This is a genomic window from Streptomyces sp. NPDC048718 (genome assembly GCF_043198875.1).
Classification (GTDB): domain Bacteria; phylum Actinomycetota; class Actinomycetes; order Streptomycetales; family Streptomycetaceae; genus Streptomyces.
Window position 1 is genome coordinate 203,800 of the sequence record NZ_JBICVG010000016.1, and the last position, 11,306, is coordinate 215,105.

Below are 11,306 nucleotides of genomic sequence, written 5' to 3' on the forward strand. Positions count from 1 at the left end.
TCTGGTAATACTTCCCGTGTGAGCAGCGAGAACGAGCGAGACCCCGGGGAGCCGTCGGCGGGCCCCGAGCAGCTCGCGCTCATCCGCGAGACCGTCCGCAAGACGAAGCCGCCCCGCGCCAAGCCGCGCACCTGGCGCGATGCCGCGCTCGCGAAGGAGCTTCCGGTCGCCCGCGTCGTCGTGAACAAGGGGGTGCTCCACCTCGACCAGTTCTTCGACTACGCCGTGCCCGAGGAACTGGACGAGGCCGCGCAGCCCGGTGTGCGGGTGCGGGTGCGGTTCGGGGCCGGGTCGCGCCAGGTGCGGGGCGGGCGGCGTGAGGGCGGCCGGCTCATCGACGGGTTCCTGATCGAGCGGCGCGCCGAGTCCGACTACTCCGGGCCGCTCGCCGCGCTCGCCGGCGTCGTCTCGCCGGAGCCGGTGCTCGGGCCCGAGCTGCTCGGCCTCGCCCGGGCGGTCGCCGACCGCTACGCGGGCAGCCTCGCCGACGTACTCCAGCTCGCCGTCCCGCCCCGCAACGCGAGCGCCGAGCGCCGGCCCTCGCCCGCGCCGCTGCCACCGCCCCCCGCGCCCGAGCCGGGCAGCTGGGCGCGGTACGAGCAGGGGCCCGCGTTCCTGGAGTCGCTGGCGCACGGCGGCGCGCCCCGGGCCGTGTGGAACGCGCTGCCCGGACCGTACTGGGCCGAGGAGACCGCCCGCGCCGTCGCGGCCACCCTCGCCTCCGGACGCGGCGCCCTCGTCGTCGTCCCCGACGGCCGTGCCGCCACCCGCGTCGACGCGGCCCTGACCACGCTGCTCGGCGAGGGACGGCACGCCCTGCTGACCGCCGAGGCGGGCCCCGAGAAGCGGTACGCGCAGTGGCTCGCCGTGAGCCGGGGCGCCGTTCGGGCCGTCGTCGGCACCCGTGCCGCCATGTTCGCGCCCGTACGGGACCTCGGCCTCGTCGTCGTGTGGGACGACGGCGACTCCAGCCACAGCGAACCGCACGCCCCCCAGCCGCACGCCCGCGAGGTGCTGCTGCTGCGCGCCGCCCACGACCACTGCGCCTTCCTGCTCGGCGCCACCGGCTGCACCGTCGAGGCCGCCCAGCTCGTCGAGTCCGGCTGGGCACGGCCCCTGCTGCCCGGCCGCGACCAGGTCCGCGCCGCCGCGCCCCTCGTCCGTACCGTCGGCGACACCGACCTCGCGCGCGACGAGGCGGCCCGCGCCGCGCGGCTGCCCACCGTGGCCTGGCAGGTGGTCCGGGAAGGACTGAAGACGGGGCCGGTGCTCGTCCAGGTGCCGCGCCGGGGATACGTGCCGAGGCTGGCCTGCGAGCGCTGCCGGACGCCCGCCCGCTGCCGGCACTGCTCCGGTCCGCTGGAGGCGCCGGAGCAGCAGGAGCTGCGCTGCGGGTGGTGCGGCCGGGGCGCCCCGCACTGGCATTGCGAGGCCTGCGGGGCGACCCGGCTGCGCGCCCAGGTCGTGGGCGCCCGGCGGACCGCCGAGGAGCTGGGGCGGGCCTTCCCCGCCGTGCCCGTACGGACCTCCGGCCGCGACCATGTGCTGGACCGGGTGCCGGGCCGTCCCGCGCTGGTGGTGAGCACGCCCGGCGCCGAGCCCGTCGCCGACGGCGGCTACGCGGCGGCCCTGCTCCTCGACGGCTGGGCCATGCTCGGCCGTCCCGACCTGCGGGCCGGCGAGGAGGCGCTGCGCCGCTGGATCGACGCGGCCTCGCTGGTCCGGGGACAGGCGGACGGTGGCACCGTGGTGGTCGTCGCCGAACCGACGCTGCGGCCCGTCCAGGCGCTGGTCCGCTGGGACCCCGTCGGCCACGCCCAGCGCGAACTCGCCGAACGCGCCGAGCTGGGCTTCCCGCCCGTGTCCCGGATGGCGTCCGTGGCCGGGCCGCCCGAGGCGCTCACGGCCTTTCTCGACGGCGCGGAACTGCCGCCCGACGCCGAGATCCTGGGCCCCGTCCCGCTGCCCGTCACCCGGCCCGGCGGCCCGCGCCGGCCCGGCGACACCCCACCGGGCGAACAGTGGGACCGCGCGCTCGTCCGCGTCCCGCCGGGCAGCGGTGCCGCGCTGGCCACCGCGCTGAAACGGGCTCAGGCGTCCCGCCTCGCGCGGGGCGGCGGGGAACCGGTACGGGTGCGGGTCGACCCGCCCGACATCGGGTAGCGGGTCGTCCGTCCGGGAGAAGGCGGAGGTGTGGTCCTGTGGCGGGGCGGCGCCCGGCGTGTGCCCCGGCGCTCGCGCGTCGTACGTGTACCCGGCATCCGCCCGCTTCGGTCGGCGCGGTTCGGTGCCCGCCGTGTCTGCCGCGCGCCCCGTCGGGGTCCGCACGCTCGCGCCCGGTCGCGCCCGGTCGCGCCGTGCCCGCGCGCCCCGGGCCGCCCACCCACCCGGGCGGCCTCCGGCGCTTCGTGAAAGAACGTCAGCCGTTGCGCGGGGACGGGAAGGCCGGCGGGCGCTGCTCCTCGCGCAGGAGGTGGCCGCCCGGCGCCGGCTGCGGCGGCATGGGGCGCGCCGACGGCACCACCGGCAGCGGACGGGCGGGCACCACCCCCGGCTCCGGCGGCCGGGTCTGGTCCAGCGGGGCCCCCGGCTGCGGGGTGCGCCGCGACCCGTAACGGCGGTGCACCGCCTGCTTGGTGACGCCGAGCGCGGAGCCCACCGCGTCCCACGAGAATCCGAGCGAGCGGTCGAAGTCCACCGCCGCGGTCACCAGGGTCTCGACGCTGTCGCGCAGCTCCTGCGCGAGACGTACGGTCGGGGCGGGCGCGCGCCCGTAGACGACGAAGCCCGTCGACGGGGCGGAGCGGCGAGGGCGGTAGACATTGCCCAACTGGGCCGTGAGCGTGCGCAATGCGTCCACCTGCCGCCGGACGCGCTCGATGTCCCGCACGAGCAGGTGCAGACTTGCCCGGGCCTGGGCGTCATGGGTTGCGTGGTCGGCCATGGATGAGCCTCTCGAACCGGCGTGGAAATGGGGACGGGCCGCTGGAGGAGAGGCGACCCGTTGTGGTCAATCTCTCTTGACCAACGCGCCGCCCGGAGTTGGGTCACGCTGCGGGGGCGTGCAGACACATGCGCGGAGCGCTCGTCTGCGCGTACGCCCCCCGATCGCTCCCGGCCAGGCCATGCGGACCGGAAGGGACATAGACTGGTGCGCTGCCCGTTCACGCCCCAAGATGCGAGGTTTTCCCGCGTGAAGCTCGTCTTCGCCGGCACCCCCGAGGTCGCCGTACCCGCCCTGGACGCCCTGCTCGCCTCCGGGCGGCACGAGGTGGCCGCTGTGATCACCCGCCCCGACGCCCCGGCCGGGCGCGGGCGCCGGCTCGTCGCCAGCCCCGTCGCCGAGCGGGCCGAGGAAGCCGGTATCGAGGTCCTGAAGCCGCACCGGCCGCGCGACGAGGACTTCCTCGCGCGGCTGCGCGAGATCGCGCCGGACTGCTGCCCGGTCGTCGCGTACGGCGCGCTGCTGCCGCGCGTCGCCCTCGACATCCCCACCCACGGCTGGGTCAACCTGCACTTCTCGCTGCTGCCCGCGTGGCGCGGTGCCGCGCCCGTGCAGCACGCGCTGATGGCCGGTGACGAGGTGACCGGCGCCTCCACCTTCCAGATCGAGGAGGGGCTGGACTCCGGCCCGGTGTACGGGGTCGTCACCGAGGACGTCCGCCCCACCGACACCAGCGGCGACCTGCTCACCCGGCTCGCGTTCGCGGGTGCCGGACTGCTCGCCGCGACCATGGACGGCATCGAGGACGGCTCCCTCAAGGCCGTGCCGCAGCCCGCCGACGGCATCACGCTCGCCCCGAAGATCCAGGTCGAGGACGCGCAGGTGGACTTCGCGGCCCCGGCCCTGCGGGTCGACCGGGTCGTCCGGGGCTGCACCCCCGCGCCGGGCGCGTGGACCGTCTTCCGCGGCGAGCGGCTGAAGCTCGTCCAGGTCGCCCCGGTCGCCGACCGCACCGACCTCGCCCCGGGCGAGCTGGCCGTCGGCAAGAACAACGTGTACGCGGGCACCGGCTCGCACGCCGTCGAGCTGCTGTGGGTCCAGCCCCAGGGCAAGAAGCCGATGAAGGCGGCGGACTGGGCGCGCGGCGTCCGGATCGCGCCCGGCGAGCGGGTGGGGGCCTGACGGCCGAAGGCCTTTCGGACGGGGCGGCGGCCGGACCGGGGTCCGCAGGGTCCGGACCGGCCCTTGTCCTGCCCGAAGGGTCCTGGTGGGACTGGGAGATACGGCACTACGACGGCAGCCGCCTCACTCTGGTCGCCGGCCACGACCTGACGTACCACCACGGCCTGGAAGTGATCCTCACGGACACCTCCTACGTCCGCTGCCCGACGGCCTTCTCCGATCCCGTCTTCCGGCAGCCGACCGCCACAGAGCGGGCGGAGGCCGTCCGGCTCACCGGCCTGGAGCCGCCCGTGCTCGTCGCCTTCGAGGCGGACGGCGGCGGTACGGAGCCGGTCTCCTGTCTGCTGGCCGCCGGGGCGTGGGCGGTACGGCAGGGGCACGTCCCGCGCTGAGACGCGGCGCGGCCCGCACGGACGGTACCGCGCCCCGCTCGGCCCGGCCCCGCTCGGCCCGGCCCCGCTCGGCCCGGCCCCGCAGGGCCTGACCCCGCAGGGCCCGACCCCCGGCGCCCGACCCACGCCCGGCCTCGCCCCGCTCGCGCCGGCCGGCTGCCGGAGGGACGCCGCAGGGTGGACGGCCCACCCCTGAGCTGCCGGTCACGGGCGCCGTGGAGCTAGGCTGAGAGGGCCGGGCGCCTTGTGTCCGGCCCTCTCACGAACCTCATTTCTCACGCGGAGCACCTTTGAGCGAGCAGGCACGTCGCGCCACGCCCACGACCTCGTCCCCCCGGAGCGGCAAGGCCCCCCGGCCGCACCGCCGGCCCCAGAAGGACCCGGTGCGGATCCTCGCCTTCGAGGCGCTGCGGGCCGTGGACGAGCGCGACGCTTACGCCAACCTCGTCCTGCCGCCCCTGCTGAAGAAGGCCCGGGAGAAGAACGAGGGCTTCGACGGGCGGGACGCCGCGCTCGCGACCGAGCTCGTCTACGGGACGCTGCGCCGCCAGGGGACGTACGACGCGATCATCTCCGCCTGTGTCGACCGCCCGCTGCGCGAGGTCGACCCGCCGGTGCTCGACGTGCTGTCGCTCGGCGCCCACCAGCTCCTCGGGACCCGGATCCCGAGCCACGCCGCCGTCTCCGCGACCGTCGAACTGGCCCGGGTGGTGCTCGGCGACGGGCGGGCCAAGTTCGTGAACGCCGTTCTGCGCAAGATCGCCCGGGACGACCTCGACACCTGGGTGGAGCGGGTCGCGCCGCCCTACGAGGACGACGCCGAGGACCACCTCGCGGTCGTCCACTCACACCCCCGCTGGGTCGTCTCCGCGCTGTGGGACGCGCTCGGCGGCGGCCGGGCCGGCATCGAGGAGCTGCTGGCGGCCGACAACGCGCGGCCCGAGGTCACCCTCGTCGCCCGCCCCGGCCGGGCCACCGTCGCGGAGCTGGCCGAGGCCGCCGAGACCGAGCCGGGCCGCTGGTCGCCTTACGCCGTCCGGCTCGCCGAGGGCGGCGAGCCCGGTGCCCTCGAGGCCGTGCGCGAGGGCCGGGCCGGCGTCCAGGACGAGGGCAGCCAGCTCGTCGCGATCGCGCTGGCCAACGCGCCCCTGGACGGCCCCGACCGCCGCTGGCTCGACGGCTGCGCCGGCCCCGGCGGCAAGGCGGCCCTTCTCGGCGCCCTCGCCGCCGGCCGCGGCGCCGCCCTGCTCGCCTCCGAGAAGCAGCCGCACCGCGCCCGCCTGGTCGAGCGTGCCCTGGCCGGCAACCCCGGCCCGTACCAGGTCATCGCCGCCGACGGCACCCGCCCGCCGTGGGGCGAGGGGGTCTTCGACCGGGTCCTCATGGACGTGCCGTGTTCCGGGCTCGGTGCCCTGCGCCGCCGCCCCGAGGCCCGCTGGCGCCGCCGCCCCTCCGACCTCGACGGCTTCGCCCCGCTCCAGCGCGGGCTGCTCACCGAGGCGCTGCGGGCGGTCCGGGTGGGCGGCGTGGTCGGCTACGCGACCTGCTCGCCGCATCTGGCCGAGACCCGGGTGGTCGTCGACGACGTCCTGAAGAAGGTGGGCGGCGCCGAGCTGATCGACGCCCGCCCGCTGCTGCCCGGTGTCCCGGAGCTCGGCGAGGGCCCGGACGTACAGCTGTGGCCGCATCTGCACGGTACGGATGCCATGTACCTGGCGCTGATTCGCCGTACCGCCTGACATCCGTCTGACATCGGGGGCGGAATTTCGGACTGGTCTGTACCAATAAGTCCCCTCTGGGTCCCCTTCTCACTTGGCCGCACTGGACCGCGCGGCCAAGAAGTCCCCGAGAACATGGCAGGCTTGGCCCATGGCGCAGATCAATCCCAGCATTCTCTCCGCGGACTTCGCCCGGCTCGCCGAAGAGGCGAGGGCGGTCGACGGTGCCGACTGGCTGCATGTCGACGTGATGGACAACCACTTCGTGCCCAACCTCACGCTGGGCGTGCCGGTCGTCGAGTCGCTCAGCCGGGCCACCGACACCCCCCTCGATCTGCACCTCATGATCGAGGACCCGGACCGCTGGGCGCCGCGGTACGTGGAGGCCGGGGCGGGCTCCGTCACCTTCCACGTGGAGGCCGCCGCCGCGCCCGTACGGCTGGCCCGGGAGATCCGCGCCCAGGGCGCCCGCGCCTCCATGGCGCTCAAGCCGGCCACGCCCATCGAGCCGTACGAGGACCTGCTGCCGGAGCTGGACATGCTCCTGATCATGACGGTCGAGCCCGGCTTCGGCGGCCAGGCGTTCCTGGACATCATGCTGCCGAAGATCCGCCGCACCCGTGAGCTGATCTCCAAGCACGGCCTGGAACTCTGGCTCCAGGTCGACGGTGGCGTCTCCGAGTCCACCATCGAGCGCTGCGCCGAGGCGGGCGCGGACGTCTTCGTGGCCGGTTCCGCCGTCTATGGGGCAGCCGACCCGGCCGCCGCGATCCGTTCGCTGCGGGCCAGGGCCGAGGACGCCACCGCCGCGGCGGGCTGGGCGTGTGGCCACTGAGCTCCCCGTACGCCACGGGCACGTGAACGGGGAAGGTCGGACCACCGACACGTCCGTTCCGGGCCTGCCGGATCTGACAGGATGAACACAGGGTCCGCGGTGACCGGTGGCCGGGCCGGCCCCGTCACCACTGGCGCCCCCGTCATCGGGGACGGACGGCGGGCACCCTCCGGCGGCACCCGCGGACGAGCGGACGCCGGCCGGCGGGCCGCACCCGCGGCGGGACCCGGCAGCACCCCGGCGCACGGAAGCACACCAGCACCACAGCAGTAGACACAGACAGACAGCACACACCAGCACCACAGCAGCAACTGAAGCGCGGCAGCGGTACGTGAACGGCAGTGAGGAGATCGCGGTGGCGGGAATGCCGGCGGGACGGTCAGCCCTGCGGATGGGCCCCGCGGAGCTCGTACAGGCGGCGGCCATGGCCCGCCGCTTCTACCTGGAGGGCAAGTCCAAGATCCAGATCGCCGAGGAGTTCGGCGTGAGCCGCTTCAAGGTGGCCCGGGTCCTGGAGACCGCCCTGGAACGCGACCTCGTACGCATCGAGATCCGGGTGCCGGCCGAGCTGGACGCCGAGCGCTCCGACGCGCTCCGCGCCCGCTACGGACTGCGGCACGCGGTCGTCGTCGAGTCCCCGGCGGAGGGCGAGGACGAATCGCCCGACCCGGAGAACCTCGGCGAGGTCGCGGCCGACCTGCTCGGCGAGCTGGTCACCGAGGGCGATGTGCTCGGCCTGGCCTGGGGCCGCTCCACCATCCACATGGCCGCCGCCCTGGACCGGCTGCCGCCCTGCACCGTCGTCCAGCTCACGGGCGTCTACGACGCGGGTACGGCCGAGCGCGGCTCGGTCGAGGCGGTACGGCGTGCCGCCCAGGTCTCCGGCGGCGAGGCGCACCCCATCTACGCGCCGATGCTGCTGCCCGACCCGGCGACCGCCGCGGCGCTGCGCGGCCAGACCGGTATCGCGCGGGCCTTCGAGTACTTCGACAAGGTGACGGTCGCCTGTGTGTCCATCGGCTCCTGGGAGCCGGGCATCTCGACCGTTCACGACATGCTCTCCGACGCGGAGCGCGCCCACTACGCCTCGCTCGGCGTCGCCGCCGAGATGTCGGCGCACCTCTTCGACACGGAGGGGCGCCGGGTCGGCCGCGACCTGGGGGAGCGGTGCATCACCGTCGAGGCGGACCGGCTGCGCCGGATCCCCGAGGTCGTCGCCATCGCGGGCGGCCAGCGCAAGGCCGCGGCGATCGGCGCGGTGCTCCGTTCCGGCCTGGTCACCAGCCTGGTGACGGACCGCTCGGCCGCCGACTATCTGCTCACCGAGTTCAGCCCGGGCCCGCGCCCGGCGCTCGACCGGGCGGACCCGGACGGCAACTGAGACCCGGCGCGCCGGGGACGGACACCCGGCGCGTCCCGGGAGTTTCGGTCATCGCGCGTCGGCGGGCGCGCGGGACCGGGCGGCGGCCCCGGCCACGCCATGGCAGCATCAGGGCATGATCATGAGAAACGCACGGCTCGGGCTCGGCCTTCTGGCCGGGCTCGCGCTGTTTCTGACGGGCTGTGCCGGTGGTTCCGGCACGATCGACGGCAGCCCCGCCCCCGCCCGTACGACCGCGACCGCCGCCCCGCTCCCGTTCGCGCCCTCCGCCCGGGCCACCGCCGCGCCGTCCGCCCGGGCCACCGCCGCGCCGACGGCCCACTCGGGGCTCCCCACCGTCCGCGAGGCGGACCTGCCGCGCGAGGCGCGCGACACGATGGGGCTCATCCGGGCCGGCGGGCCCTATCCGTACACCAAGGACGGCACCGTCTTCGGGAACTTCGAGCGTGTCCTGCCCCAGCACAAGCGCGGCTACTACCACGAGTACACGGTCAAGACCCCCGGCTCGCGCGACCGTGGGGCCCGGCGGATCGTCACCGGCCAGGAACACGAGTTCTTCTACACGGACGACCACTACGCGAGCTTCCGCGAGGTGATCACGAAATGAGTTCCGGCGAGGCCCGTGAGCCGCACGAAGCCGGGGAGCCCCGTGAGGCTCCGGCATCCCACCGGCCCCACGAGCCCGGGGAGCACCCTGCCCAGGAGGCCGGCGCCCCGGGGGACCCCGGCACGGCGGCGCACGGCCTCGCCGCCCTCGGCCGCCCCGTCGTCCTCGGCCTCCACGGGGTCGCCGACAAGGCCGCGTTCATGGACCGCTGTGTTGCCGCCCTGAGGTTGCCCTCGTGGTTCGGCCGCAACTGGGACGCCCTCGCCGACAGCCTGACCGACCTGCCCGGCCGCACCGTCCTCGTCGTCACCGGCTGGCAGGAGTACGCCGAGGCGCGGCCGGCCGAGTGGCGGACCGCCCAGGAGGTCTTCGCCGCCTCCGTCGACGAGCGCCCCGGCCGGCTCTTCGTGCTTCTCTCCCTTGGAGATGTCCCGGTCCTTCTCGGAGGATCCGACGAAGGGAACCCCTCCGACCTCGGATGATTCGTCCCGGGCTGACACCCGTCGGGTCGTGGGACAATGAATTACGTGCTTTTTCCCCTGGCTGAAATGCCTAGGGGCCGATCCGAACGACTGGGACAGCACGTGCGTTTTCTCAACGACCTCAAGCCGCCGTACGACCTCACGTATGACGATGTGTTCATGGTGCCGAGCCGCTCGGCCGTAGGGTCCCGCCAGGCCGTGGACCTCTCCTCGCCGGACGGCACCGGAACGACGATCCCGCTGGTCGTAGCCAACATGACCGCCATCGCCGGCCGCCGGATGGCCGAGACCGTCGCCCGCCGCGGCGGCATGGTCGTCATCCCGCAGGACATCCCGATCGAGGTCGTCACCGAGGTGGTCTCCTGGGTCAAGGCCCGGCACCTGGTCCTCGACACCCCGATCGTCCTGGAGCCCCACCAGACCGTCGCGGACGCGCTGTCCCTGCTGCCCAAGCGGGCGCACGACGCCGGTGTCGTCGTCGACGGGGACCGCCGTCCGATCGGTGTCGTCACTGACGCCGACCTGACCGGGGTGGACCGCTTCACCCAGCTCAGCGAGGTCATGTCCCGGGACCTGCTCCTGCTGGACGCCGACATCGAGCCGCGCGCCGCGTTCCACACGCTCGACGCCGCCAACCGCCGCTACGTCCCGGCCGTCGACCAGGACGGCCGGCTGGTCGGCATCCTGACCCGTAAGGGCGCCCTGCGCGCGACCCTCTACACGCCGGCCGTCGACAAGAACGGCAAGCTGCGCATCGCCGCGGCCGTCGGCATCAACGGCGACGTGGCGGGCAAGGCCAAGCAGCTGCTCGACGCGGGCGTGGACACCCTCGTCGTCGACACCGCGCACGGCCACCAGGAATCGATGATCAACGCGATCCGGATCGTCCGGGGGCTCGACCCGCACGTCCCGATCGTGGCCGGCAACATCGTCGCCGCCGAGGGCGTCAAGGACCTCATCGAGGCGGGCGCGGACATCATCAAGGTCGGTGTCGGCCCCGGCGCCATGTGCACCACCCGCATGATGACCGGCGTGGGCCGGCCGCAGTTCTCCGCCGTCCTGGAGTGCGCCACCGAGGCGCGCAAGTACGGCAAGCACGTGTGGGCCGACGGCGGCATCCGGCACCCGCGCGATGTCGCCATGGCGCTGGCCGCCGGCGCGTCCAACGTCATGGTCGGCTCCTGGTTCGCCGGTACGTACGAGTCGCCGGGCGACCTCCAGCAGGACGCCGACGGCCGGGCCTACAAGGAGTCCTTCGGCATGGCCTCCGCCCGCGCGGTCAAGAACCGCACGAGCGAGGAGTCGGCCTACGACCGGGCCCGCAAGGCGCTGTTCGAGGAGGGCATCTCCACCTCGCGGATGTACCTCGACCCGCAGCGTCCGGGTGTCGAGGACCTGATCGACTCGATCATCGCCGGTGTCCGCTCGTCCTGCACCTACGCCGGTGCGAGCAACCTGGAGGAGTTCGCCGAGCGGGCCGTCGTCGGCGTCCAGTCGGCCGCCGGATACGCGGAGGGCAAGCCGCTGCACGCCAGCTGGAGCTGACCGCGCCGTCGCCGGCACCGTCGCCGTCACAGGCGAAACGTATCGGCAGTCGCACGCCTCGAACCGTGGGCCCCGGGAGCACGTCTCCCGGGGCCCACGGCCGTGGGCGGGGCCCGGGGGGGGGCGGGGCGGGGCCCCGCCCCCCCCCCACCCCCCCCCCCCCCCCCCCCCCCGAAACAATCCAAACCCCCCCCAGGTTAGGCCTCGTGGTGGGGGCCGG

The 11,306-nt window shown here is 75.0% G+C and carries 10 protein-coding genes; 9 read left to right on the forward strand and 1 reads right to left on the reverse strand.

All coding sequences use genetic code 11. The features are described 5' to 3' along the window. Window positions 1-18 precede the first annotated feature (18 nt). A complete protein-coding gene (locus tag ACGFRB_RS27515) occupies window positions 19-2,163 on the forward strand; it encodes a primosomal protein N' (RefSeq protein WP_393246811.1) in 2,145 nt (714 codons plus the stop codon). A gap of 256 nt (window positions 2,164-2,419) precedes the next feature. Here the strand turns inward: ACGFRB_RS27515 and ACGFRB_RS27520 are convergent, their stop codons facing one another. Then, the gene (locus ACGFRB_RS27520) at window positions 2,420-2,944 is read right to left on the reverse strand and encodes a hypothetical protein (RefSeq protein ID WP_363009980.1); all 525 of its coding nucleotides are present in this window, start codon (window positions 2,942-2,944) and stop codon (window positions 2,420-2,422) included. Window positions 2,945-3,193: 249 nt separating this feature from the next. Here ACGFRB_RS27520 and fmt point away from each other — a divergent pair, with 249 nt between their 5' ends. The 8 genes from fmt (at window position 3,194) to ACGFRB_RS27560 (ending at window position 11,086) form a co-directional block, all read left to right on the forward strand. Then, window positions 3,194-4,126, forward strand: coding sequence for a methionyl-tRNA formyltransferase (fmt, locus tag ACGFRB_RS27525; RefSeq protein ID WP_363009982.1), 933 nt, complete (start codon window positions 3,194-3,196; stop codon window positions 4,124-4,126). 170 nt (window positions 4,127-4,296) lie between these two features. After that, on the forward strand, window positions 4,297-4,518 hold the full coding sequence (locus ACGFRB_RS27530) for a hypothetical protein (protein ID WP_393246813.1): 222 nt from the start codon (window positions 4,297-4,299) through the stop codon (window positions 4,516-4,518). 290 nt (window positions 4,519-4,808) lie between these two features. After that, window positions 4,809-6,257 (forward strand): RsmB/NOP family class I SAM-dependent RNA methyltransferase, encoded by a 1,449-nt coding sequence (locus tag ACGFRB_RS27535; protein WP_393246815.1) that lies wholly within the window; start codon window positions 4,809-4,811, stop codon window positions 6,255-6,257. 130 nt (window positions 6,258-6,387) lie between these two features. Beyond that, window positions 6,388-7,071 (forward strand): ribulose-phosphate 3-epimerase, encoded by a 684-nt coding sequence (gene rpe / locus ACGFRB_RS27540; protein ID WP_363009986.1) that lies wholly within the window; start codon window positions 6,388-6,390, stop codon window positions 7,069-7,071. Between the two features lie 331 nt (window positions 7,072-7,402). Beyond that, a complete protein-coding gene (locus ACGFRB_RS27545; RefSeq protein ID WP_363009988.1) occupies window positions 7,403-8,452 on the forward strand; it encodes a sugar-binding domain-containing protein in 1,050 nt (349 codons plus the stop codon). A gap of 115 nt (window positions 8,453-8,567) precedes the next feature. Next, entirely contained in the window at window positions 8,568-9,059 is a 492-nt protein-coding gene (locus ACGFRB_RS27550; RefSeq protein ID WP_363009990.1) for a ribonuclease domain-containing protein, read from the forward strand. Continuing rightward, window positions 9,056-9,541, forward strand: a complete 486-nt coding sequence (locus ACGFRB_RS27555; RefSeq protein ID WP_393246817.1) for a barstar family protein — start codon at window positions 9,056-9,058, stop codon at window positions 9,539-9,541. The genes ACGFRB_RS27550 and ACGFRB_RS27555 overlap by 4 nt, the downstream gene beginning before the upstream one ends. Before the next feature lie 66 nt (window positions 9,542-9,607). Continuing rightward, window positions 9,608-11,086 (forward strand): GuaB1 family IMP dehydrogenase-related protein, encoded by a 1,479-nt coding sequence (locus tag ACGFRB_RS27560; protein WP_393246819.1) that lies wholly within the window; start codon window positions 9,608-9,610, stop codon window positions 11,084-11,086. The last annotated feature ends 220 nt before the right edge of the window (window positions 11,087-11,306 follow it).

Bases quoted from the DNA above. Each gene is read 5' to 3' on its own strand.
- ACGFRB_RS27520 (WP_363009980.1), bottom strand. From the start codon at position 2,944: ATGGCCGACCACGCAACCCATGACGCCCAGGCCCGGGCAAGTCTGCAC.
- rpe (WP_363009986.1), top strand. From the start codon at position 6,388: ATGGCGCAGATCAATCCCAGCATTCTCTCCGCGGACTTCGCCCGGCTC.
- ACGFRB_RS27550 (WP_363009990.1), top strand. From the start codon at position 8,568: ATGATCATGAGAAACGCACGGCTCGGGCTCGGCCTTCTGGCCGGGCTC.
- ACGFRB_RS27555 (WP_393246817.1), top strand. From the start codon at position 9,056: ATGAGTTCCGGCGAGGCCCGTGAGCCGCACGAAGCCGGGGAGCCCCGT.
- ACGFRB_RS27560 (WP_393246819.1), top strand. From the start codon at position 9,608: ATGCCTAGGGGCCGATCCGAACGACTGGGACAGCACGTGCGTTTTCTC.